We start from the raw sequence: 23,487 nt of genomic DNA, 5'->3' as shown, positions 1-23,487 counted from the left end.
CTCTATATTCGCCGGACTGTGGACGTTGGAATCTGTTGTGTCGGAGGATGTCGCCCGCCCGGCAGTCTCCGGACCAGGGCTTTCTATCCCGAACGCGGGGCGCTCTTCCGGCTCGGGCACGGCTGGCCCGGTGTGCTCCGTCATCGCCTGCGCAGCAGGGGAAACCGGTTGCGCCGTCGATCGCGCAGCACCAACCGCGCCGCGCTGCGCCCACTCGCGCCGGACACCCCGCCACCCGGATGCGTCGACGCGCCGGTGAGGTACAACCCGGGTGCGCCGGGCACCCGCTGCCCGGACAACTCCGGCAGCGGCCGCCACAGCATCATCTGATCCAGCGACATCTCCACGTGCATCACATTCCCGCCGCGCAACCCGAGCTCGCGCTCGAGATCGACCGGCGTCTGCACATGCCGCCGCAGCACACTCGCCCCGAAACCCGGTGCGTAGGAGTCGACTTCGGCGATGATTCGATCCGCCTCCGACTCCGCGTGCGCGGCCCAGTCACTCCCGTCGGCCAGCTCGTACGGATGCCACTGCGCCCACAGGGAGAGTTGATGTTCACCGGCGGGGGCGATGCTCGGATCCAGCGCACTGAAACTCATGGCCAGCACCACCGGACGCGGCGGCAGATCACCGGCTTGCGCCGCACCATGCGCCCGGCGCAGCTGCCGCCGATCGGAGACGAGAAACTGCAGACCATTGGCGGATTCGGCGGTCGAACTACCGGGATATCGCGGCAGCTCGGCGCTCGCGAGGCGCACCACCATGCCGATACCGGGCCCGACCCGGATCCGCCGCTGCCAGTCGTCGAGCACCGCATCGTCGAATCCGCCGCTGCGCAGCAAGTCCAGCGTGGTCAGCACATGGGTGCCCGCGATCACCGTGTCCGCGTGCAGACTCCGTCCCGAAGCCGTGCGCACCTGCCAGCCCGCACCGGCCTGCCGCAGCTCGGTGACCGCATCACCCGCCGACACCACACCGCCATCGGCACGCAGCCGTGCCACCAGCGCGGTTGTCAGCGCCCCACTTCCACCCACCGCCCGTCCCGGCGGCAGCGTATGCATCAGCGCGGCGAATCCGACCATCGGCGCGGTCCCCGGTTCCGACATCGGCGGCCCGGACTGCGCACCGAACCAGGCCAGCGACGCCTTGAGCCGCTCGTCGTCGAAATAGCTGTCCAGCAGTGCATCACCGGTCTGCAGGAACTCCCGCGACAACGCGCTTCCGCCGGCGCGCGCGTCCAGCCCCCAGAACGAACGCAGCAGCCGACCCGGCGTTGGCGCACCGCCGAACGCGCGCATCACCCGCGCCGACCGCGGCCCCCAGACCTCGACGAGGCGCCGATACGCCGCCGCGTCGCGCGCACCGCAGACCTCCGCGATCCCGGCGCAGGTCCGATCGAGATCACGATGGAATACGATCGGCGCTCCGCCATCCGGCCCCGCGGGCGTGAAACCCCAAGGATCACAATCGATATAGCGCAGCCCGAAGCGGGACAGCTCCAGTTCCTCGATGATCCCGGTATGGCGCACCATGATGTGCGCCGACGATCCGCGATCGACCAGATGGCCAGGAAAACGTTCGACCGTCGACACCGCGCCGCCGAGCACCTCGTCGCGCTCGAGCACCTCCACCCGTTCCCCGGCACGCGCCAGATAGCAAGCGGCGACCAGCGCGTTATGGCCCGATCCGACGACCACAACGGTCACAGAGGCAGCCGCCGTCCCAGGATCGCGAATGGCCTGGTGTCCCCGGCGAAGACGAAATTCCGGATCACATCGGTGAATCCGACTCGCCGATACAGCTTCCAGGCCCGGTTGGCCTCGCCGTGCACCTCCGGTGTGGACAGCAATACCGCGCTCTCGGTGCGATCGGCCAGCAGCCGCGTCAGCAGTTCGCCGCCGATGCCGCGCCCCTGCGCCGACGGATGCACGTGCAGCTCGGTCAGTTCGAAATAGTCCGAAAGCAGTCCGCGCGCAGAATATTCCGGCCAGCCCGAGCGCCGCATCCCACTGTGCACCTGCTGATGCCACCACTGGTGGGCGGCGCCGCGATAGCCGTATGCGATGGCCACGATCGGCGCGGTCCGCAGGTCGATCTGCCCGGAATCATCCGGGATGACGGCGGCGACGCCCTGCCAGCCGACGCGGGTGGTGTGTTCGGTCCACATCGGCGCGCGATGGTGTTCGGTGCCGTGCGGATATTCCATCGCCGCGACATACACCGCCAGTGCGTCGTGCAGCCGCGAGCGCAGCGCCGCGACGGACAGGTCGATGACGACAGGGGCGTTGGCGGGGATGTGTTTGGGCTTGACGGCTGTCATGGCTCTCGTCGGTCCGCGGAAAGTTGTCGGTGGGTGTCCTTATATTCAATCTCAATTCAAACGTTCGAATACCTGTTCGATCCTCGCGGTGCTGGGAACTCGGCATTCGCGCCCAGGATAGGCCAGGTGAGCGACTCGGAGGGACGGCTGATGTCTGGTCGGATCGAACACCCGGGGCAACCCGGCAGGGCGGGCAAGCTGCTGCAGCGGGCGGACGGCTTGCTGATGCAGGCTGCGGGGGAACGCGACCCGCGCGAGCGTTTTCGAACCGCGTATCTCGCCGCGCTGCGCGGTGCCGGTGCCGTGCTCGCGTTCACCGGTGCGGACGTCGCGCCGAGGGCGCGCTCGCGCAATGCGTGGGTGCTGATGCAACGCGCCGCGCCCGAATTCGTCATGTGGGCCGACTACTTCAGTGCTCGTTCGGAGATCAGGGCGGCGCTGGAGGCGGGGCTGGATCGCGATGTGGATGATCAGCAGGCCGACGAGTTCTATTCGCGGGTGGGCGCATTCCTGCACGACGTGGAAGATCTGCTGAATGCCGGGGCTCGGCTGCGCCCAGCGCCGGGCTGGTCCGGCGGCATGACCGCTTAGTTATCGGAGAGTAGGTGGTACGGCACTGATCGAACTCGTATCATTGGTGGCAGATAGCCGACCTTGGCTATCCGTCGCCTACCCGGAGGCGACAGCCACGTCCTAGTGCCGGGGGAGGTACCGTGCCACTCTCCGAGCACGAGCAGCGCATGCTCGAACAGATCGAGAGCGCGCTCTATGCTGAGGATCCGAAGTTCGCGTCGTCCGTCCGCGGCGGACGCCTTCGCTCGACCTCGAGTCGTCGCAGACTCCAGGCCGCGGCTTTGTTCGTCCTCGGCCTGTTTCTACTTGTCGCTGGGATCGCCGCTCCGGTGAAGCTCGGCGACTTTCCGATCATCAGCCTGATCGGATTCATCGTGATGTTCGCCGCAGGCGTGCTGCTGCTGCTCGGCAGTTCCAAGGGCATCGCCAAGGGTGACCGGTCGGGCAATGCCCAATCCGGTGGCGCGAGTGGCGGATCCGGCGGACGTGGGCGAGGGCGCAAGTCCGGTGGTTTCTCCGAGCGCATGGAGGATCGGTTCCGCCGCCGCTTCGATCAGGAGTAGCGCGCCCGTAGCCGACATCGACATATCGAACGCGCCGCCGCACCGAACAGGTGCGGCGGCGCGTTCTCATGCGTCAACTACAGGGATGCTGCGTGCGCGCCGCGCGCGGTTCCCCACAATGCCCCACGATCTTCCCCCACAACCTCCCACCACCCACCTCCGCGCCGCCCCGTTACCGGCCGAAACTCGGGGAACCAGGGCGTTTGCTGATAGTTGTCGGGCGCTTGTCTCGCCGTGTGGCGCGTGTCGCCAGAACACGGAAAAAGTTCTCCACCACCGTGATAGCTGGGATGACCTGCGCAATCGACGACGCGGGGAGCCAGATCACCCTGAGTTTCGATTGAAAGTGGGGGAAAGTGGGGTAATGTGGAGCGCGCACAAGAGGAAGGGCATACATCCGAGGTGATCGTGCTCCCCGAAAGACGGGGTTGATCCGGGAGGTAGCGGGTTGTTTCTCGGTACCTATACACCTCGGTTGGATGACAAGGGGCGACTGACGTTGCCTGCGAAATTTCGAGACGATCTGGCGGGAGGGTTGATGGTCACGAAGGGTCAGGACCACAGCCTTGCCGTATATCCCAAGGAAGAGTTCACCGCCCTCGCACGGCGAGCCGCGGCGGCATCTCGAAGCAATCCGCAGGCGCGCGCGTTCGTCCGGGCACTCGCGGCCGGTACGGATGAACAGCGTCCGGACGCCCAGGGCCGGATCGTGTTGTCGGCCGATCATCGTCGCTACGCGAACCTTTCGCGGGATTGCGTGGTGATCGGATCGGTCGACTTCCTCGAGATATGGGATAAGCAGGCGTGGGAGTCCTACCTCGCCGAGCACGAGGAGGACTACGCACAAGCGAGAGACGAGTCGCTGGGCGGAATCTTCTAGCCCTGAGCGAACGAGTGCCACGCGGCCTCTGCCCGGACGCGCGGACCCTGACGTACTTCCCCGACGCCAGGTGCCGAGGCTCCGGTCAGAGACCCCGCGGCATTCGTATTTTCGAAAGTAGCTGTGTAACAAGGCGACCCCGCAGCGAGTGATCCCACTGACACGGCTCGATGCGCGACGACGCGAGGCAGGATTCCGGGAGGTCGAGGTGAACCGTGAACAGGACGGTCCTCGCCATGTTCCGGTTCTGCTCCAGCGAGCCGACGCGCTTCTCGGCCCGGCGCTCGCCGAACCCGGCGCGGTATATGTCGACGCCACATTGGGTTTGGGTGGACACGCCGAACACTTCCTGCGGACCTACCCGAATATCCGCCTCGTCGGACTCGATCGCGATACCCATGCGCTGGCATTGGCCGGTGCCCGATTGGCTCCGTTCGCCGACCGAATCACCTTGGTACACATCCGATATGACGGGATCGCGGCCGCGCTGAAGCAGGCCGGTCTGCCGACCACCGGTTCGGTGAGCGCCATCCTGATGGATCTCGGCGTGTCCTCGATGCAGCTCGACGAGGCCGAGCGCGGCTTCGCCTACTCCGTCGACGCGCCGCTGGATATGCGGATGGATCCGACCACGGGCATCACCGCCGCGGACGTGCTCAATACCTACAGCCACGGTGATCTGGCGCGGGTGCTGAAGACCTACGGCGAGGAACGCTTCGCGGGCAAGATCGCGTCCGCGGTGCTGCGCCGTCGCCAGCAGAAGCCGTTTCGCACGAGTGGCGAATTGGTCGAATTGCTTTATGCCACAATTCCGGCCGCTGCCAGACGGACGGGCGGACATCCGGCCAAGCGGACCTTTCAGGCGTTGCGCGTGGAGGTGAACGGCGAGCTCGACTCGCTGCGTGCCGCCCTGCCCGCCGCCCTCGATTCGCTGCGGGTCGGCGGCCGGATCGTGATCATGTCATATCAGTCGCTCGAGGATCGGGTGGTCAAACAGGAGTTGGCGCCGCGCACCACATCGCGGACGCCGGTCGACCTGCCGGTCGAATTACCCGGTATGGGACCGGAATTCAGGTTGCTGACCCGGGGCGCCGAGAAGGCGACCGAACAAGAGATCGAAGAGAACCCGAGGGCGGCGCCCGTGCGGATGCGCGCGGCGGAGAGAATCCAGGAGGGGACAGCATGAGTGTGCGCACGCGTACCGTCGAGGCGCCGGGCCGGATCGCCCGTCGGGTTCAGGCCGCCGAGCGGGTGAAATCGGGTGCCGCACAACGGGCCTACGCCAAGCGCCGGATGCGGGCAGAGCAGTCGGACCATCACGATCTGCCCAAGCGGCGCACGTCGGCGATGGCCGGGCGAATTCCGTTCGTGGCGGCCATCATCGCGCTGCTCGGTTGCGGTCTCGCGCTCACCCTGCTGCTCACCACCCGTTCGGCCGAGGACAGCTACCAGCTCGGCGATGCCAGGGCGACCAACCGCAAGCTGGCCGATGAACGCGCGGCACTGCAGCGTGAGGTGGAGGCCGCCGATTCCGCGCCCGAACTCGCCGCTCGGGCCCGCGAGCTCGGGATGATCCCGGCCAAGGATCCGGCCCGACTGGTGATCGGACCCGATGGCGGGGTCACGGTGATCGGCAAGCCGACGCCCGCACAGGGCGCACCGGTGCCGCCGCTCAACAGCTCGCCCGCCACACCCACCGCCCCGCCGACGGGCAATGCTCAGGCTCGCGGTGAACGATTGGTTCCGGTGACGACCACACCGATCGCGCCGCCCACCCAGCCGAATACCGGTCAGCCCGCGAATGCGGTTGCGGGACAGGCGAGTCCGACGCCGAGCCCGACACCGACGCCGAGTGCTGTCGCGCAGGCTCCGGTTGAGACACCGCAACCGGAAACTCCGCAGCCCGTCCCAGCCCAAGCGTCACAGCCGCAGACCGAGTCCACCCAACCAGGGCCCAACCCCGACGAGGGCGCCCGATGAGCATGCGGCAGACCAGGCCCGCGTCGCGTCAGCGCCGCGGGCCGTCGGCAGCCAAGGCGGGCTCGACCAGAGCCACCGGAACACCGAGGACGACAACCGCATCCAGAACGCGGACGGCTGCCCCGGATCGGCCGCTGCGCCTGCGTCTCGGTGTCGGCCGGGTGATCATGCTTGTCGCACTGGCCGTCGTCGCGCTCCAATTGCTCTGGGTGCAGAGCATTTCCGCGCCCAGCCTGTCCGCGCAGGCGGCCAGCCAGCGCACCACCCGCAAGATCGATACCGCGACCCGCGGCCCGATCAACGACCGCTACGGCAAGTCCCTGGCCTACACCTTGAGCGCGCAGGCGCTGACCTTCCAGCCGGTGGTCGTGCGCAAACAACTCGCCGATGCGAAGGAGAAGTCGGCCAAGGCCCCGGATCCCGATGAGCGGCTCAAAGCCATCGCCAAGACCATCCACGACAAGATCGGCAAGGACGCGCCCGCCGAATCGGCGCTGATGGACAAGCTGAAGAGCGACACGCCGTTCGTCTACCTCGCCCGCAATGTGGATCCGCGCATCGCCTCCGATATCACCGTGCAATTCCCCGAGGTCGGCGCCGAACGCCAGGATGTGCGGGAATATCCGGGCGGCTCGCTGGCGGCCAATGTGCTCGGCACCACCGGCTGGGACGGACACGGCCAGATGGGGCTCGAATCGTCGCTCGACTCGCTGCTGGCGGGCACCGACGGTTCGCACACCTATGACCGCGGCTCCGACGGTGCGGTCATTCCGGGCAGCTGGCGCGATAAGCAGCCCGCGGTGAACGGCTACTCCGTCGAACTGACCCTCGATTCGGATCTGCAGTACTACGTGCAGCAGCAGGTGCAGCAGGCCAAGGAGATGTCCGGCGCGAACGCGGCCTCGGCCGTGGTGCTGGACGCGAAGACCGGCCAGGTGCTGGCGATGTCGAATGACAACACCTTCAATCCCGCACTGGGACCGCAGCATTGGGGCAATGCCGAAATGCAGAACCCCTCGGTGCAGGATCCGTTCGAACCCGGTTCGGTCAACAAGATCGTGACCGCCGCCGCGGCCATCGAATACGGCTTGACCAATCCCGAGGAGGTGTTGCAGGTGCCCGGCGAGATCCGGATGTCGGGCGTCACCGTGCACGACGCCTGGGAGCACGGCACCGTGCCGTACACCACCACCGGCATCTTCGGTAAGTCGTCCAATGTGGGCACGCTGATGCTGGCGCAGCGGGTCGGTGAGGACCGGTTCGCGGATATGGTCAACCGCTTCGGCCTCGGCCAGCGCACCGGAGTCGGGCTGCCGGGCGAGAGCCCGGGCCAGGTTCCCGCCCGCGACCAGTGGTCCGGCGGTACCTTCGCGAATCTGCCCATCGGACAGGGACTTTCGATGACGACCCTGCAGATGACCGGGATGTACCAGGCCATCGCCAATGGTGGCGTGCGGATTCCGCCGCGCATTGTCAAGGCCGAGACCGCACCGGACGGCGCCCGCACCGAGGAGCCGCAGCCCGACGGCGTACGCGTGGTGAGCGAACGGACCGCCGCCACGCTGCGCACCATGTTCCAGGCGGTCGTGCAGCGCGATCCGATGGGCGTGCAGATGGGCACCGGTGCGTCCGCGGCGATCGATGGCTATCAGGTGGCGGGCAAGACCGGCACCGCGCAGAAGGTCGACCCGAGTTGCCGCTGCTATTCCACCTCCTCGTTCTACATCACCTTCGCCGGTATGGCCCCCGCGGACAACCCGCGCTACGTCATCGGCCTGATGCTCGACGCGCCGATCCGCAGCTCCGACGGCAGCGGCGGCGGCTCGGCCGCACCGCTGTTCCACAACATCGCCTCTTGGGCGCTGCAGCGCGACCGGATCCCGCCGTCACCCGAGCCGTCGCGACGGTTCGTTCTGCAGGCTTCATAAGATTGGAGCCGCGTTGCCCGGCCGTGAGCCGACGTCGGTAACCTGACTCGACACCCGATCCCATCCATGCCGATTCCCGAGAGGAGCCCTGTGCCCGCGCAGTCCAGCCAGCACGTGCTCCGGCCGACCCACCCGCGGTCGACGTCGCTGTCCACCGTGCTGGCGCTGACCGGTGCCGGCTCGTCGCGAGCCGACCTCGCGCAGATCCAGGTCACCGGCATCGAGCAGCGCTCGCATGCGGTGCGACCGGGTGATCTGTTCGCCGCACTGCCGGGCGCGCAGGCGCACGGCGCCCGGTTCGCCCGCGATGCCGTCGAACGGGGCGCGGTCGCGGTCTTCACCGATCCCGCGGGCGCCGAACTGGCGGGTGAGCTAGATGTGCCGGTATTGGTGCGCGAGCAGCCGAGGTCGGTGCTCGGCGAGCTTTCCGGCGCGATCTACGGCAATCCGTCCGAGCGGCTGCGCATCGTCGGCATCACCGGCACTTCCGGCAAGACGACCACCGCCTATCTGGTGGAGGCCGGGCTGGCCGCTGGTGGCCTTTCCACGGCGCTGATCGGCACGATAGAGACCAGGATCGGTGGTCGCCGGGTGCCGAGCGCGTTGACCACGCCCGAGGCGCCGCAGCTGCACGCCATGTTCGCGCTGATGGTCGAGCAGGGGGTGGACGCGGTCGTGATGGAGGTGTCCAGCCACGCGTTGGCACTGGGCCGGGTGGACGGTGTGCGCTTCGCCGTTGGCGCGTTCACCAATCTTTCCCAGGACCACCTGGACTTCCACGCCGACTTCGAGGATTACTTCGCCGCCAAGCGCAGGCTTTTCGAACCGGAGTCGCCGATCGCCGCACGCACTTCGGTCATCTGCATCGATGACGAATGGGGACAGCGCCTCGCCGCCGGTCTCGCGGACCCGATCACCGTCTCCACCACCGGTTCCGGCACGTGGCAGCTGACCGGCGCGGTAACCGCGCACGGCGCTGAGCAGGAATTCACCGCCGCTGGACCGAAGGCGAATGTCGATGTGCGCCTGCGGCTTCCAGGGCGCTACAACATCGCCAACGGACTGCTCGCGGTGGCGGTGTGCACCGCCGCCGGAGTCGATCCCGCGGTCGCCGCACCCGCCCTGGCCACCGTCGATGTGCCGGGCCGGATGCAGCGGGTCGAGCGCGGACAGGACTTCTTGGCCATCGTCGACTACGCCCACAAGCCCGCGGCGGTGGAGTCGGTGATCGCCACGCTGCGCGGTCATCTGGCGGCGGGAGCGTCCGCCGGTGGTCGGCTGGCCGTGGTGGTCGGCGCGGGCGGCGACCGGGATGCGGGTAAGCGACCGCTGATGGGTGCGGCAGGTGCGCGCGGCGCCGATCTGCTGATCATCACCGACGACAATCCGCGCAGCGAGGATCCGGCCGCGATTCGCGCCGAGCTGCGCCGCGGCGCGCTGGCGGTCCCGGAGGCCGAACGCGGTGAGGTGCGCGAAATCGGAGACCGGGCGGCGGCCATCGCCGCCGCCGTCGACTGGGCCCGTCCCGGTGACGTGGTCCTGGTCGCCGGTAAGGGACATGAGGCAGGGCAGGAGATCCAGGGTGTGAAGCATCCGTTCGACGACCGCGAGGTGCTCGCGGCGGCGTTGGAGCGACTGGAGCGGGGCCGATCCGATACTGAGCAGAGTCCGCAGGGGTCGGACACGGAGGACTTGACGGTTTCATGATCGAGATGACACTGCGGGAGATCGCGGAGGTCGTCGGCGGCACGCTGCACGACGCCCCCGACCCGGAGGTGACGGTTACCGGCTCGGTCGAATTCGATTCGCGCCGAATCGGTTCCGGAGATCTTTTCCTGGCCCTGCCCGGCGAGCAGGCCGACGGCCACGACTATGCGAAGGCCGCCGTCGACGCCGGTGCGGTCGCGGTGCTCGCGGCCCGCCCGGTTGGCGTGCCAGCGATCGTGGTGGCACCCAGTCCGGGTACCGTGCCCGCGAAATCCGTTGCGCTGGCCGGTGATTCGGACGGGTCGGGAGCCGCGGTACTGGCCGCGCTCGCTACGCTCGCCCGGGTGAGCGTCGAACGTCTTTCCGCGGCAGGCGGACTCACCGTGATCGGGGTGACCGGCTCATCGGGCAAGACCTCGACCAAGGATCTGCTCGCGGCCGTGCTCACGCCGCTTGGGCCGGTCGTCGCGCCGCCCGGATCGTTCAACAACGAACTCGGCCATCCGTGGACCGCGCTGCGCGCCGACGCCGACACCCGCTTCCTGGTACTGGAAATGTCGGCGCGCGGACCGGGCCATATCGCCGCGCTCGCACAGGTCGCGCCGCCGAAGATCGGTGTCGTGCTCAATGTCGGCACCGCCCATCTCGGTGAGTTCGGCAGTCGCGAGGCGATCGCGCAGACCAAGGGCGAACTCGTCGAGGCACTGCCGCCGACGGGTCTGGCGGTACTCAATGCCGATGATCCGCAGGTCGCTGCCATGGCCGCACGTACGCGGGCCCGCGTGGTGACGGTCGGCCAAGCGGGCAATGCCGAAATACGCGCCACCGACGTACATCTCGATGCCGAGGCGCGCGCGGGCTTCACCCTGCACACCAGTAAGGGCAGCATCCCGGTGCGGCTCGCCGTGCACGGCGAACACCAGGTCGGCAATGCGCTGTCCGCCGCCGCCGTCGCACTCGAATGCGGTGCCGACCTCGACACCGTCGCGCAGGCACTCGGCGGCGCGCATGCCGCATCGGCGCGCCGGATGGATGTGCGCACCACCGCCGACGGCATCACCGTCGTCAACGACTCCTACAACGCCAATCCGGATTCGGTGCGCGCCGCGCTCAAGGCGCTGGTGACCATGGCACGCGCGGGTGACTCGCCGCGCCGCAGCTGGGCGGTACTCGGCGAAATGGGTGAACTGGGCGAGGAATCCGTCATCGAACACGACCGGATCGGCCGCCTCGCGGTGCGCCTCGATGTCTCCCGGCTGATCGTGGTCGGCACCGGAAGGCCATCCCACGCGATGCACCAGGGCGCGGTAATGGAAGGCTCGTGGGGCGAGGAGTCGATCCTCGTGCCCGATATCGGCGCGGCGATCGCGCTGCTCGACAACGAGGTCGAGCCGGGCGATGTGGTGCTGGTCAAGGCGTCCAAGGCGGTCGGTCTGTGGGCGGTCGCCGAACATTTGACCAGCGCGGAACGTGCGGGAATCAGTCGGGGTAGCACGGAGGCGCTTGGATGAGACAGATTCTGTTCGCGGCGGGGATCGCGCTCGCGGTCTCCATTCTGTTGACGCCGCTGCTCATACGGATCTTCGCCAGGCAGGGCTTCGGGCAGGAGATCCGGGTCGATGGTCCGGCCAGTCATCAGGCCAAACGCGGCACCCCGACCATGGGTGGTGTTGCCATTCTGGTCGGCATGTGGGCCGGTTACCTCGGTTCGCATCTGATCGGCATCGGCTACGACGCCGACGGGCCATCCGCCTCGGGCATTCTGGTGCTCGGACTGACCACCGCACTGGGTGTGGTCGGCTTTCTCGACGACTTCATCAAGCTGCGCAAGCAGCGCAATCTGGGGTTGTCGGCCGCGGGCAAGTACGTCGGTCAGATCAGCGCAGCGGTCCTTTTCGGCATCCTCGCCTTGCAGTTCCGCGGTGGCAACGGGTTGACCCCGGCGAGTAAGCATCTGTCCTATGTCCGCGATATCACCACGGTGTCGATGGGCGTGATCATCTTCCTGTGCTGGGCCTGTCTGCTGGTCGTGGCCTGGTCGAATGCGGTGAATCTGACCGACGGCCTTGACGGTCTCGCCGCGGGTTCGATGAGCCTGGTGCTCGGCGCCTACGTGATCATCACGTTCTGGCAGTACCGCAATGCCTGCGCGACGATCCCGGAGGCGGGCTGCTACAACGTGCGCGATCCGCTGGATCTGGCACTGGTCTGCGCCTCGGCCGCCGCCGCCTGCGTCGGCTTCCTGTGGTGGAATGCCGCGCCCGCCAAGATCTTCATGGGCGATACCGGTTCGCTGGCCCTGGGCGGCATGCTCGCGGGTCTGTCCATCACGACCCGCACCGAGTTGCTGATGGTCGTGATCGGTGCGCTGTTCGTCGCCGAAACCGCCTCGGTGGTGCTGCAGGTCGCGGTGTATCGCACAACCCGCAACCGGCTATTCAAGATGGCGCCGTTCCATCATCACTTCGAACTCAGCAAGTGGGCCGAGACTACGGTGATTATTCGGTTCTGGCTGTTGGCGGCCATGGCGTCGGCGGTCGGACTCGGCCTGTTCTACAGCGAATATCTCTCAGCGGTCGGGTGAAGTAGCGATGGTCGAACATTCTCCGCGGGCCCTGCGAACACCGGGGCCCATGCTCGAATTCCTGCGTGGCCGTGACGTTCTGGTGGCCGGATGGGGTGTCTCGGGTCGCTCGTTGATCGAACCGCTGCGCGATATCGGCGCGCGTCCGGTCGTCACCGACGGTGGTGCCGCCGCATTGGCCGAGGCGGCCGAACTCGGTCTGGACATCGCCACCTGTACCGAACTGGAAACCGCGGACTGGAGCCGCTTCGCGCTGGTCATCACCAGTCCGGGCTGGCGGCCGGATTCACCGGTGCTCGCCGCCGCGGTGACCGAGGGCACCCCGGTCTGGGGCGATGTCGAATTCGCCTGGTGGGTCGATCAGGCCAGGATCTACGGTCCGGTCCGCAAGTGGCTGGTGGTGACCGGAACCAACGGCAAGACCACCACCACCTCGATGGTGCATTCCATCCTGCGCGCGGCCGGTATCGCCAGTGTCGCCTGTGGCAATATCGGGCTGCCGATCCTGGATGCGCTGCGCCGCAACCCGGGTCCGCAGGTGCTCGCCGTCGAACTGTCCTCGTTCCAATTGCATTGGGCGCCTTCGGTGCGGCCCGAGGCCGGTGTCGTGCTGAATGTGGCGGAGGATCACCTGGATTGGCACGGTGGTCTCGACGCCTACGCCGCCGCAAAGTCCAGGGCGCTGTATGGCCGCGTCGGTGTCGTCGGACTCGACGATCCGGTGGCCGCCTCGCTGGCCCGGCGCAGTAAGGCGCGCCGGACGCTCGGCTTCCGGATCGGCGTACCCGCCGACGGCGAACTCGGTGTTGTCGACGGCAAACTGCTCGACCGTGCCTTCACCAAGGCGGCCATCCTGGCCGAGGTCGGCGATATCAGTCCCAAGGGGCCCGCCGGTGTCGCCGACGCACTCGCCGCCGCCGCGCTGACCAGGGCCATCGATGTGGCACCGCAATTCGTGCGTGAAGGCCTCATCGAGCACAAGGTCGGTCCGCATCGGGCCGCGTTCGTGCGTGAGGTGGCCGGTGTCGAATTCATCGATGACTCCAAGGCCACCAACCCGCATGCCGCCCGTTCATCGATACTCGGTCACTCACAGGTGGTTTGGATCGCCGGTGGGCAGCTGAAGGGTGCCTCGGTCGAGGATCTAGTCGAGGAGATCGCCGATCGTCTTGTCGCCGCCGTGCTGATCGGGGCCGACGCGCCGGTGCTTGCGGCCGCATTGGCGCGACACGCGCCCGAGGTCCCGGTTGTCGAGGTCCGCGCGGGAGACCATGCAGGCATGGGTGAGGCCGGTACCGATGAGACAGCCGACGCCGTGATGGCGCGGGCCGTGCGCGCCGCGGCCGGGTTGGCCCGTCCCGGGGACGCCGTACTGCTGGCTCCGGCCGCGGCCTCCTTGGATATGTTCGCCGATTACACCCACCGCGGGCGCAGCTTCGCCGCCGCGGTGGCCGCGCTGGAAGACGGTGACATCGGGCGGCAGCTATGACCGAGACGACACGGCGGAATCGGCTGGCGGCCACCAAATTCGGCGCCTGGCTGGCCCGCCCGCTCGCGTCGTTCCATCTCGTCGTCACGATCGCGACACTGCTGACGGTGCTCGGTCTGGTCATGGTGTTGTCGGCATCGAGCGTCGAGGCGTATGTCGATGGCGGGTCGGCGTATTCGCTGTTCATCCAGCAGGCCATGTTCGCCGCGATCGGCGCGGTGCTGTTCTTTCTGGCACTGCGGATTTCGTTGCGGCGACTGCGGCAATGGTCGTTTCCGCTGTTCGCGATCTCGGTGCTGGCGCTTTTGCTGGTGCTGATTCCCGGCATCGGCTCAGAAGTGCAGGGTGCGCGGCGCTGGTTCTTCATCGGGCCGGTCTCGGTGCAGCCATCGGAGATCGTGAAGGTGACGCTGGTGGTGTGGGGTGCGCATCTGCTCGCCTCGCGGCGCTCGGAACAGGCCGGCCTGAAGGACATTCTGGTGCCGCTGGTGCCCGCCGGTCTGCTGGTGTGCCTGCTCGTCGTGCTGGAGCCGAATCTGTCGACCACCATCGCGCTCGGCATCGTCCTGGCCGCACTGCTGTGGTTCGGCGGGCTGCCGGTGCGGTTGTTCGTCACCATCGCGATTTCCGGCGTGATCGCCGCGGGCGTCCTCGCACTGTCCGCGGGGTATCGCTCGGACCGAATGCGCGCCTTCTTCAATCCGGGCGACGATCCGCAGGGCATCAATTATCAAGCGCGCCAAGCGCTGTACTCGCTGGCCGACGGCGGCATCTGGGGTCGCGGCCTCGGCCAGAGCCGGGCCAAATGGCAGTACCTGCCCAATGCGCACAACGACTTCATCTTCGCCATCATCGGCGAGGAACTCGGATTCCTCGGCTGCGCACTGGTTTTGGGCCTGTTCGCACTGTTCGTCTACACCGGCCTGCGCATCGCGAGCCGTTCGGTCGATCCGTTCCTGCGGCTGCTCACCGCGACCGCGACGACCTGGATCACCGGGCAGGCGCTGATCAATATCGGCTATGTGGTCAACCTGCTCCCAGTGACCGGTCTGCAGCTGCCGCTGGTTTCGGCGGGCGGTTCGTCGCTGGCGATCACCCTGTTCATGTTCGGCATCATCGCCAATGCGGCCAGGCACGAGCCCGAGGCCATTTCGGCGCTGCAGGCCGGACAGGACGGCAGATTCAGCCGACTGTTGCGACTGCCCAAGCCGGAGGTGTACTCACCGGCGCGGGCGGATGCGGCGCGGGCTCGCTCGGCCGCGGCCAAGGCGAAGGCGGCCGAGCAGCGGGCTAGGGCCGAACGGGCCAAGGCCGACCGGGCGCGGGCCGCACTGCCACCGGGGCGGCGGACCCAGTCCGAATCCGCTCGGCGGCGCGTGCCCGAGAGCCGGGGGACGAGTTCGCTGCGGGCGACCAGGGCTTGGGAGCCGAGCTATCCGATAAACCATGCGAGAGATCGGGGAAGATCCAGGTGAGTGCGGAGCGACCCCGCAAACCACTGTCGGTGATCGTCGCAGGCGGTGGTACCGCCGGACATATCGAGCCCGCGCTGGCCGTCGCCGACGCGCTGCGGCGACTCGACGATTCGATCCGGGTCACCGCACTCGGTACCGAACGCGGACTCGAGACCAAATTGGTGCCCGAGCGCGGCTATCCGCTGGAATTGATCCCACCAGTTCCGCTGCCGCGCAAGCCGAGCGCCGATCTGCTGCGGCTGCCCGGCCGTGTCCGCGCTTCGGTGGCCAAGACCAGATCTGTCATCGATGCGGTAGAGGCGGATGTGATCGTCGGCTTCGGCGGCTACGTCGCGCTGCCCGCCTACCTCGCGGCGGGGCGTGGCGTGCTCGGCCGCAGGCGCGCGGTGCCGGTGGTGGTGCACGAGGCGAATGCCAAGGCGGGCATCGCCAATAAGGTCGGTGCCAGGCGCGCGGCCAGAGTGCTTGCCGCCGTACCCGATTCGGGTCTGGCCAAGGCCGAGGTCATCGGCATTCCGGTGCGCGGGTCCATTACCTCGCTGGATCGGGCCGCGCTGCAGGCCGAGGCCCGTGCCCATTTCGGCCTGCCCGCCGAGGGACCGGTTCTGCTGGTCTTCGGCGGCTCGCAGGGGGCAGTCTCGTTGAACAAGGCGATCTCCGGCGCGGCGCCACAGCTGGCGGCGGCGGGCGTCTCGGTGCTGCACGCGCACGGACCCAAGAACACCCTCGAAGTCCCGGAATCGGATGAGGGTGGGGCGCGGTATATCGCCGTGCCGTATCTTTCCCGGATGGACCTGGCCTATGCCGCCGCCGACGCGGTCGTCTGCCGCTCCGGCGCGATGACCGTCGCCGAGGTCTCGGCGGTCGGCCTGCCCGCGTTCTATGTGCCGCTGCCGCACGGCAACGGTGAACAGGAACTCAATGCCAGGCCGATCGTGCGCCAGGGGGGTGGCAGAATCGTCCCCGATGCCGAGCTGACCCCGAAATACGTGATCGACGAGGTGATACCGCTGCTGACCGACCGCGCACGGCTGATCGAGATGAGCCTGTCCGCCGCAGGTGCCGGACACCGCGATGCCGCCGACGAGCTCGCGCGCATTGTCGTCGAGGTGAGCGGCCGGTGACCACGGGAGCCGATGCCACCGATTCCGGGGCCGACGAGGCGCGCTCGGCGCTGCCGCCCGAATTGGCGCGCGTGCACATGGTCGGAATCGGCGGGGCGGGCATGTCCGGCATCGCGCGCATTCTGCTCTCGCGCGGTGGCTCGGTCTCCGGTTCGGATGCCAAGGAGAGTCGCGGTGTGCTCGCGCTGCGGGCCCGCGGTGCCCAGGTGCGCATCGGTCACGACGCCAGCGCCCTCGACCTGCTGCCCGGCGGCCCGACCGCGGTGGTCACCACCTACGCCGCCATCCCGAAGACCAATCCCGAACTGGTCGAGGCGAACCGGCGCGATATTCCGGTGCTGTTGCGCCCCGCCGTACTCGCCTCACTGATGCAGGGTCATCGCACGCTGCTGGTCTCGGGCACGCACGGCAAGACCTCGACCACCTCGATGCTGATCGTCTCGTTACAGCACTGCGGATTCGACCCGTCCTTCGCGGTCGGCGGTGAACTCAACGAGGCGGGCACCAATGCCCACCACGGCACCGGCGAAATCTTCGTCGCCGAGGCCGACGAGAGCGACGGTTCACTGCTGCAATACGACCCGGACGTCGCCGTGGTCACCAATATCGAATCCGATCACCTGGACTTCTTCGGCTCCGATGAGGCCTATGTCCAGGTCTTCGACGACTTCGCCGACCGTCTCGGCCCCGGCGGCCTGCTGGTGGTGTGTCTGGACGATCCCGGGTCGCGGGCGCTGGCCGAGCGGGTGGGTGCGCGGTTGGCGGAGCAGAACGTTCGGGTGCTCGGCTACGGATCGGGTGAACTGTCCGACGCGCCGGTGCCGGTCGGCGTGCGGCTGCACAGTTGGGAGCCGCGCGATGTCGGCGGCCTGGCCCAGTTCCAGCTCGCCGATGAGGCCGCGCCGCGCACCCTGCGACTGGCCGTGCCCGGTCGGCATATGGCGCTCAACGCGCTGGCCGCGCTGCTCGCCGCGCGCGCCGCCGGTGCGGATGTGGACGAGATCATCCAGGGGCTGGAGGGTTTCGGCGGTGTACATCGCCGGTTCCAGTTCGTGGGTCGGGAGAACGGCGTGCGCGTCTTCGACGATTACGCCCACCACCCGACCGAGGTGCGCGCGGTCCTCGGCGCGGCCGCGGAGCTGGTGCAGCAGGAGGCGCGTGACGGTGCGCGGTCCCGACAGGGCCGGGTCATCGTGGTGTTCCAGCCGCATCTTTACAGCCGCACCGCCACCTTCGCCAAGGATTTCGGCGCGGCGCTCAGCCTCGCCGACGAGGTCGTCGTGCTCGATGTCTACGGTGCGCGGGAGAAGCCGCTGCCCGGTGTCAACGGCGCGCTCGTCGCCCAAGCCGTCACCAAACCCGTGCACTACCAGCCGGATATGTCGCGGGTCGGCCGCCAGGTCGCGGGCCTGACCCTGCCCGGCGATGTGGTGATCACCATGGGCGCGGGCGATGTGACGATGCTCGGCAGCCAGATTCTCGATGGGCTGCGCGCGCGTCCGCAATACGGGCGGTGACCCGCGATGCGAACCGCGGGTGACTGGTTCGACCGGGCACAGCGGGTTCGCCTGCGTCGGTGGAGTTTGCTCGGCGTGTGCGTTCTTACACTTGTCCTCGTACTGGCCTGGTTCACCCCGGTGTTTTCGGCGAGCACGGTCGAGATCGACGGTTTGGTCGCGGTTCCCGAGGAACAGGTGCGCGACAAACTCGAGATCCCGTCCGGCCGCTCGATGTTGCGCATCGACACCGATGCGATGGCCCGGCGGGTGGCGAGCATTCCGAAAGTCCGCACCGCACGGGTGCAGCGAGTATTTCCGTCCACCGTCAAGGTGACGGTGGTCGAGCGCACGCCGGTCTTGTTCTGGGACAGCCCGCAAGGCGCGCATCTGCTGGATGCGGAGGGTGTGGAGTTCGCGATCGAGGACGCACCCATCGGCGTCGCGAAGCTCATCACCGAACATCCCGGCGGCGACGATCCGGTCACCCGGGCCGCGGCCTCGGTTCTGTCGGTTCTGCCTGCGGCGCTGGTCGTGCAGGTGGACGAGGTTGTCGCGCGGTCGATTTCGGATATTTTCCTGAACCTGCGCGACGGTCGCACGGTACTGTGGGGAGGAACTAATGACGCGGAACGCAAGGCGGCCGTGGTGATACCGCTGTTGACCCGCGATGGAACGGTGTTCGATGTTTCGAGTCCGAATCTGGTCACGGTAAAGTGATCGATACCCATTGTGCCCAGGGGTTTTTCGATGGAACTGTGACCGCAGTGGGAACAGCCCAGCGAGACCGTGGGTTCGGGGGCAACCGTTCACGATACGACGTGTTGCGCGGCGAGACGAGAGGGATCACACAAGATTCTGTCAGTCGTTTCGGCGCGCCTGCGCGCCTATCGCGGCGGCTGCGAATAGCGTTCCGCAGCAGTCGGATACTTGACATAACGCTAACCCTATGGTTGAGCTTTAGGGTTTGCCCGGTCTTGCCACAGACCGAATGTCGAGAATTCGAAAACGACAGACTTTAGATCGAAGGAAGGCGAAGGCCCATGACGCCCCCGCACAACTACCTTGCTGTGATCAAGGTCGTCGGTATCGGCGGCGGCGGCGTGAATGCCGTCAACCGGATGATCGAACAGGGACTCAAGGGAGTCGAGTTCATCGCGGTCAACACCGACGCGCAGGCGCTGCTGATGAGCGATGCCGACGTCAAACTCGACGTCGGTCGTGAGCTCACCCGCGGTCTCGGCGCCGGTGCCGATCCGGAGGTCGGGCGCAAGGCCGCCGAAGATCACAAGGACGAGATCGAAGAGGTGCTCAAGGGCGCCGACATGGTTTTCGTCACCGCGGGCGAGGGCGGCGGCACCGGTACCGGTGGCGCACCCGTCGTCGCGAGCATCGCGCGCAAACTCGGCGCGCTCACCATCGGTGTGGTCACCAGGCCGTTCTCCTTCGAGGGCAAGCGCCGTGGCAATCAGGCCGAGGTGGGCATCAACCTGCTGCGCGAATCCTGCGACACGCTCATCGTCATCCCGAACGATCGGCTGCTGCAGCTCGGCGATGCGGCGGTCAGCCTGATGGACGCCTTCCGCTCCGCCGATGAGGTGCTGCTCAACGGTGTGCAGGGCATCACCGACCTGATCACCACCCCGGGTCTGATCAACGTCGACTTCGCCGACGTGAAGAGCGTGATGTCCGGTGCGGGAAGCGCGTTGATGGGCATCGGCTCGGCGCGCGGCGAGGGCCGCTCGGTCAAGGCCGCCGAATCGGCGATCAATTCGCCACTGCTCGAGGCGTCGATGGACGGTGCGCACGGCGTACTGCTCTCGATCGCGGGCGGTTCCGACCTGGGTCTGTTCGAAATCAACGAGGCGGCCTCGCTGGTGCAGGAGGCCGCGCATATCGAGGCGAATATCATCTTCGGCACCGTCATCGACGATTCGCTCGGCGATGAGGTTCGCGTCACGGTGATCGCGGCCGGTTTCGACGGCGGCGGCCCGGCCCGGCGCACCTTCGAAGCGGGTCGCGGCGCGATCGGTTCGGCTCGGGCCGGTGAGCTCGGCCAGACCAGCCGGACCAGTGAGATCGCCGCCGCCGCACGCACCGAAACCGCTTCCGCCGCAGGTCAAACCAGCTCCACCCGGGGTGCGGTGCCCAGCTACCGGGATTCCGAACGGGCCCGCACACTGGCCGAGCCGACAGTCACGCACAATACGCGCTCGCATATCGAGCCGCCGGATTCCGATGACGACGACGACGTTGACGTGCCGTCGTTCATGCGTCGGTAGGTCGCCGATCGCACGATTCGGTCGCCTGGGCTGGCAGACTGGCGATATGCCAAAGCAACGACAGATCTCGTTCGTACATGGGTAACTCATCGGGGACGCCCAAAGCTCAGCCACTTCGCCGACCGCCGGACCGGTCGAGTACTGCCGAGGCACATAACTACCGGCAAAAGACTCGGGGAGGCGGGGGAGCACATGGGTAACTCGTCGGGGACGCCCAGCACTCAGCCAGGCACACGACCGTCGGCCCGCGACGGCGCTGTTGATACCCGCGACGACCGGCAAAAGTTCCGGGGCGGCGGGGGAGCGGCGCCGACACTGACCGTTCGACGAGTGACGACCACGCGGGCGGGCGGTTTCTCGGCGCCGCCATACGATTCGTTCAATCTCGGGGATCATGTGGGGGACGACCCGGCGACCGTCCAGCGGAACCGGGACCGGCTGGCCGAGGGTATCGGCCTGACACCGGATCGGCTCGTGTGGATGGAACAGATCCACGGGCGCAATGTCGAAATCATCGATGGGCCATGGGATGGCCCGGTGCCCGCGACCGACGCATTGGTGACGACCGTGCCGGGTCTGGCACTGGTGGTGCTCACCGCGGACTGCGTGCCGATCCTGCTATCCGATGACGAGGCGGGTGTGATCGCGGCCGTGCATGCCGGACGAATCGGTGCGCGCATCGGCATCGTGCCGCGCGTACTGGACGCAATGGTTTCGGCCGGTGCCCGCATCGAGCGGATCGGCGCCTTCCTCGGTCCGGCCGCATCGGGTCGGCAATACGAGGTGCCCGCCGCGATGCGCGCCGATGTGGAGGCGCATCTGCCCGGTAGTGCGACAACCACCGTGCGCGGCACGCCCGCACTCGATCTGCGCGCTGGAATCCACAGGCAGCTCACCGAAGCCGGAGTGGGCGGGGTCGCGATCGATCCGCGCTGCACGATCGAGGACAAGACGCTGTTCAGTCATCGTCGCGGCGCACCGACCGGGCGCATGGCCGGTGTCATCTGGATGCAGGCGGAAGCATGAGTACCGAATCCATTGCGGCCGAAGCCATGGACGGTCGGACCGCCGAACTCGCGGCGAATCTCGCCGATCTGAACAAGCGAATCGGCGCGGCGTGTCATGCGGCCGGGCGTGCTCCGGAATCGGTGCGGCTACTCCCGGTGACGAAGTTCTTCCCGGCCACCGATATCGCCATCCTGCATCGCTTGGGCTGCAGGGAATTCGGTGAGTCGAGGGAGCAGGAGGCCACCGCGAAGGTCGCAAAACTGACCGACCTCGCGGATGTGCGCTGGCACATGATCGGTCGGCTGCAGCGCAACAAGGCGAGGGTCGTCGCGCGCTGGGCACATGCCGTGCACTCCGTCGACAGCGAACGCCTGGCAACGGCCCTTGACACCGCTGGGCGAGCTGCCCTGGACGCGGGCGAGCGCGGCGAACCGGTTCGAGTATTGGTCCAGGTGAGCCTGGACGAGGATCCGGGTCGCGGTGGTGTGGCCCCCGAAAACCTTGCGGCACTGGCCGATCGGGTGGCCATCGCGCCGGGACTGCAGCTCGCGGGCCTGATGGCGATTCCCCCGCTCGACGCCGTGCCCGACGCTGCTTTTGCACGCCTTGCGCATTTGCATGCCCTGATACGCGCGGACCATCCCGAAGCGACCGAACTCTCCGCGGGCATGTCGAACGATCTGGAATCGGCGATCGAACACGGTTCTACCTGTGTGCGTGTCGGTACCGCCTTGATGGGCGCTCGACCGATAACCTCGGCGTAGCAAAGAAACCTCATCAGTCACATTCGACACATATGCTGGGACTGGAGAGGACTGAGCAAGACTTCAACACCCGGCCGCCACCGGGGCCGAAGGAAGGTCTATGAAATGAGCACGCTGCACAAGTTCAAGGCGTACTTCGGCATGGTTCCGCTCGAGGATTACGAAGACGACTATGTCGCCGAACCCGCCCCCCGCGGTATGGACGAGCGCGGCTCACGTCGTCCCCGGCCCCGTGAATATTCCGAGCGCGCCGGTTACGGCGCGGACCGCTATGCCGATGACCGCTACGACGATGAGCCGGATTACCCTGAGCCCGCGTACAAGTCGCCGTACAAGGCGGGATATCCGGTGTCTCGGCGCGACGATTACGTCGACGAGCCCTATGTGGACGACCGCTACGATGCGCGACCCCGTCCCACCAGGATCGATGCCGCGCCGGGCGCGTCCCGATTCCGTGCGGGCGGCAATGCGCCGATGCTGCGGGGAGCCACCAGGGGTGCGCTCGCCGTCGATCCCGAGGCCGAAGAGCGGCGACTGGAGGAGCGTGTGCGCCCCGAGCCCGCGCCGGCACGTCGGCCGGGGATCTTCGAGGACGGAGGTCCCTTGTCCAAGATCACGACGCTGCGCCCGCGCGATTACAGCGAGGCCCGCATCATCGGTGAGCGCTTCCGCGAGGGCAACCCGGTGATCATGGACCTGGTCGATCTGAGCAATGCCGACGCAAAGCGGCTGGTCGACTTCGCCGCTGGCCTGGCTTTCGCGCTGCGTGGCTCATTCGACAAAGTGGCGACCAAAGTGTTCCTGCTCTCACCCGCCGATGTCGATGTCTCGGCCGAAGAACGTCGCAGGATCGCCGAAACCGGCTTCTACAACCAGAAATAGCGCTGTGATCCGGGGGTTCTGTTAGACCCGTTGCGTATGGGGCGGTGTGGTCATTTTGCGCGACGCGGATTTTGGGGCAGAGTGAGATCGTGGCCTTGTTTGCGGTGCTCTACTTCGTACTGTTCATCTTCTGGCTGTTGTTGATCAGCCGAGTGATCGTGGAGTTCATCCGCAGCTTTGCCCGCGACTGGCGCCCGAGCGGCTTCGTCGTCGTCATCCTCGAGGTGATCTTCACGATCACCGATCCTCCGGTGAAACTCCTGAGGCGGTTGATACCACCGGTGTCATTGGGAGGAATTCGGCTCGATCTGTCGATTATGGTCCTGCTTTTCGTCGTCTTCATCTCGATGACGTTTGTGGGCGGCCACGCCGACGGGTAGCCCCGGTGTGACAGAATGAACCGAGAAGATAGCTTGCTAGATCTGCTAG

The 23,487-nt window shown here is 67.3% G+C and carries 21 protein-coding genes; 19 read left to right on the top strand and 2 right to left on the bottom strand.

Annotation, left to right across the window (positions count from 1 at the left end):
* Nucleotides 1-140 precede the first annotated feature (140 nt).
* Complete coding sequence (locus tag NA5_RS21270; RefSeq protein ID WP_084484308.1) at nt 141-1,709, bottom strand: phytoene desaturase family protein; 1,569 nt, start codon at nt 1,707-1,709, stop codon at nt 141-143.
* Nucleotides 1,706-2,323, bottom strand: coding sequence for a GNAT family N-acetyltransferase (locus NA5_RS21265; protein WP_062988820.1), 618 nt, complete (start codon nt 2,321-2,323; stop codon nt 1,706-1,708). The genes NA5_RS21270 and NA5_RS21265 overlap by 4 nt, the downstream gene beginning before the upstream one ends.
* Nucleotides 2,324-2,473: 150 nt before the next feature.
* Between NA5_RS21265 and NA5_RS21260 the strand changes: the two genes are divergently transcribed.
* From NA5_RS21260 to NA5_RS21170, 19 genes are all read left to right on the top strand, one after another.
* Nucleotides 2,474-2,914: an SAV_6107 family HEPN domain-containing protein gene (locus tag NA5_RS21260; RefSeq protein WP_062988817.1), complete on the top strand. Its 441-nt coding sequence runs from the start codon at nt 2,474-2,476 to the stop codon at nt 2,912-2,914.
* 122 nt (nt 2,915-3,036) lie between these two features.
* The gene (locus NA5_RS21255; protein ID WP_062988705.1) at nt 3,037-3,459 is read left to right on the top strand and encodes an SCO2097 family morphological protein; all 423 of its coding nucleotides are present in this window, start codon (nt 3,037-3,039) and stop codon (nt 3,457-3,459) included.
* Nucleotides 3,460-3,907: 448 nt separating this feature from the next.
* Complete coding sequence (gene mraZ / locus NA5_RS21250) at nt 3,908-4,339, top strand: division/cell wall cluster transcriptional repressor MraZ (protein ID WP_036535307.1); 432 nt, start codon at nt 3,908-3,910, stop codon at nt 4,337-4,339.
* A 208-nt stretch (nt 4,340-4,547) separates the two neighbouring features.
* Complete coding sequence (gene rsmH / locus NA5_RS21245; protein WP_062988813.1) at nt 4,548-5,525, top strand: 16S rRNA (cytosine(1402)-N(4))-methyltransferase RsmH; 978 nt, start codon at nt 4,548-4,550, stop codon at nt 5,523-5,525.
* Nucleotides 5,522-6,319 carry a cell division protein FtsL gene (ftsL, locus tag NA5_RS21240; RefSeq protein WP_062988703.1) on the top strand — a complete coding sequence of 266 codons (798 nt, stop codon included), beginning with the start codon at nt 5,522-5,524 and terminating at the stop codon, nt 6,317-6,319. Before rsmH ends, ftsL begins: the two co-directional genes overlap by 4 nt.
* 2 nt (nt 6,320-6,321) lie before the next feature.
* Nucleotides 6,322-8,247 carry a peptidoglycan D,D-transpeptidase FtsI family protein gene (locus NA5_RS21235; RefSeq protein WP_084484307.1) on the top strand — a complete coding sequence of 642 codons (1,926 nt, stop codon included), beginning with the start codon at nt 6,322-6,324 and terminating at the stop codon, nt 8,245-8,247.
* A gap of 66 nt (nt 8,248-8,313) precedes the next feature.
* Nucleotides 8,314-9,954: a UDP-N-acetylmuramoyl-L-alanyl-D-glutamate--2,6-diaminopimelate ligase gene (locus NA5_RS21230; protein ID WP_084484306.1), complete on the top strand. Its 1,641-nt coding sequence runs from the start codon at nt 8,314-8,316 to the stop codon at nt 9,952-9,954.
* A complete protein-coding gene (locus NA5_RS21225; protein WP_062988699.1) occupies nt 9,951-11,465 on the top strand; it encodes a UDP-N-acetylmuramoyl-tripeptide--D-alanyl-D-alanine ligase in 1,515 nt (504 codons plus the stop codon). Before NA5_RS21230 ends, NA5_RS21225 begins: the two co-directional genes overlap by 4 nt.
* The gene (gene mraY / locus NA5_RS21220; RefSeq protein ID WP_062988697.1) at nt 11,462-12,538 is read left to right on the top strand and encodes a phospho-N-acetylmuramoyl-pentapeptide-transferase; all 1,077 of its coding nucleotides are present in this window, start codon (nt 11,462-11,464) and stop codon (nt 12,536-12,538) included. The genes NA5_RS21225 and mraY overlap by 4 nt, the downstream gene beginning before the upstream one ends.
* Nucleotides 12,539-12,587: 49 nt before the next feature.
* Complete coding sequence (gene murD, locus NA5_RS21215; protein WP_062988695.1) at nt 12,588-14,027, top strand: UDP-N-acetylmuramoyl-L-alanine--D-glutamate ligase; 1,440 nt, start codon at nt 12,588-12,590, stop codon at nt 14,025-14,027.
* On the top strand, nt 14,024-15,502 hold the full coding sequence (gene ftsW / locus NA5_RS21210) for a putative lipid II flippase FtsW (RefSeq protein ID WP_062988693.1): 1,479 nt from the start codon (nt 14,024-14,026) through the stop codon (nt 15,500-15,502). The genes murD and ftsW overlap by 4 nt, the downstream gene beginning before the upstream one ends.
* On the top strand, nt 15,499-16,626 hold the full coding sequence (murG, locus tag NA5_RS21205) for an undecaprenyldiphospho-muramoylpentapeptide beta-N-acetylglucosaminyltransferase (RefSeq protein ID WP_062988691.1): 1,128 nt from the start codon (nt 15,499-15,501) through the stop codon (nt 16,624-16,626). Before ftsW ends, murG begins: the two co-directional genes overlap by 4 nt.
* Before the next feature lie 77 nt (nt 16,627-16,703).
* The gene (murC, locus tag NA5_RS21200) at nt 16,704-18,143 is read left to right on the top strand and encodes a UDP-N-acetylmuramate--L-alanine ligase (protein WP_062988811.1); all 1,440 of its coding nucleotides are present in this window, start codon (nt 16,704-16,706) and stop codon (nt 18,141-18,143) included.
* Between the two features lie 6 nt (nt 18,144-18,149).
* Nucleotides 18,150-18,842 (top strand): cell division protein FtsQ/DivIB, encoded by a 693-nt coding sequence (locus NA5_RS21195; RefSeq protein ID WP_084484304.1) that lies wholly within the window; start codon nt 18,150-18,152, stop codon nt 18,840-18,842.
* Nucleotides 18,843-19,165: 323 nt separating this feature from the next.
* On the top strand, nt 19,166-20,404 hold the full coding sequence (gene ftsZ / locus NA5_RS21190) for a cell division protein FtsZ (RefSeq protein WP_062988689.1): 1,239 nt from the start codon (nt 19,166-19,168) through the stop codon (nt 20,402-20,404).
* 315 nt (nt 20,405-20,719) lie between these two features.
* Nucleotides 20,720-21,430: a peptidoglycan editing factor PgeF gene (pgeF, locus tag NA5_RS21185; RefSeq protein ID WP_062988806.1), complete on the top strand. Its 711-nt coding sequence runs from the start codon at nt 20,720-20,722 to the stop codon at nt 21,428-21,430.
* Entirely contained in the window at nt 21,427-22,176 is a 750-nt protein-coding gene (locus NA5_RS21180) for a YggS family pyridoxal phosphate-dependent enzyme (protein WP_245672322.1), read from the top strand. Before pgeF ends, NA5_RS21180 begins: the two co-directional genes overlap by 4 nt.
* Before the next feature lie 105 nt (nt 22,177-22,281).
* Nucleotides 22,282-23,058, top strand: a complete 777-nt coding sequence (locus tag NA5_RS21175) for a cell division protein SepF (protein WP_062988687.1) — start codon at nt 22,282-22,284, stop codon at nt 23,056-23,058.
* 89 nt (nt 23,059-23,147) lie between these two features.
* Nucleotides 23,148-23,438, top strand: a complete 291-nt coding sequence (locus NA5_RS21170; protein ID WP_040688811.1) for a YggT family protein — start codon at nt 23,148-23,150, stop codon at nt 23,436-23,438.
* Nucleotides 23,439-23,487 lie beyond the last annotated feature (49 nt).

Origin of the sequence: Nocardia anaemiae NBRC 100462 (assembly GCF_001612725.1) — a bacterium.
In the GTDB taxonomy this organism is placed as follows: Bacteria; Actinomycetota; Actinomycetes; order Mycobacteriales; family Mycobacteriaceae; genus Nocardia; species Nocardia anaemiae.
This window is presented reverse-complemented; position numbering and strand designations above follow the sequence as displayed.

Coding starts and splice junctions, on each gene's coding strand:
- NA5_RS21265 (WP_062988820.1), bottom strand. CDS start 2,323: ATGACAGCCGTCAAGCCCAAACACATCCCCGCCAACGCCCCTGTCGTC.
- NA5_RS21260 (WP_062988817.1), top strand. CDS start 2,474: ATGTCTGGTCGGATCGAACACCCGGGGCAACCCGGCAGGGCGGGCAAG.
- ftsL (WP_062988703.1), top strand. CDS start 5,522: ATGAGTGTGCGCACGCGTACCGTCGAGGCGCCGGGCCGGATCGCCCGT.
- NA5_RS21235 (WP_084484307.1), top strand. CDS start 6,322: ATGCGGCAGACCAGGCCCGCGTCGCGTCAGCGCCGCGGGCCGTCGGCA.
- NA5_RS21230 (WP_084484306.1), top strand. CDS start 8,314: ATGCCGATTCCCGAGAGGAGCCCTGTGCCCGCGCAGTCCAGCCAGCAC.
- NA5_RS21225 (WP_062988699.1), top strand. CDS start 9,951: ATGATCGAGATGACACTGCGGGAGATCGCGGAGGTCGTCGGCGGCACG.
- mraY (WP_062988697.1), top strand. CDS start 11,462: ATGAGACAGATTCTGTTCGCGGCGGGGATCGCGCTCGCGGTCTCCATT.
- murD (WP_062988695.1), top strand. CDS start 12,588: ATGCTCGAATTCCTGCGTGGCCGTGACGTTCTGGTGGCCGGATGGGGT.
- ftsW (WP_062988693.1), top strand. CDS start 14,024: ATGACCGAGACGACACGGCGGAATCGGCTGGCGGCCACCAAATTCGGC.
- murC (WP_062988811.1), top strand. CDS start 16,704: ATGGTCGGAATCGGCGGGGCGGGCATGTCCGGCATCGCGCGCATTCTG.
- NA5_RS21195 (WP_084484304.1), top strand. CDS start 18,150: ATGCGAACCGCGGGTGACTGGTTCGACCGGGCACAGCGGGTTCGCCTG.
- ftsZ (WP_062988689.1), top strand. CDS start 19,166: ATGACGCCCCCGCACAACTACCTTGCTGTGATCAAGGTCGTCGGTATC.
- NA5_RS21180 (WP_245672322.1), top strand. CDS start 21,427: ATGAGTACCGAATCCATTGCGGCCGAAGCCATGGACGGTCGGACCGCC.
- NA5_RS21175 (WP_062988687.1), top strand. CDS start 22,282: ATGAGCACGCTGCACAAGTTCAAGGCGTACTTCGGCATGGTTCCGCTC.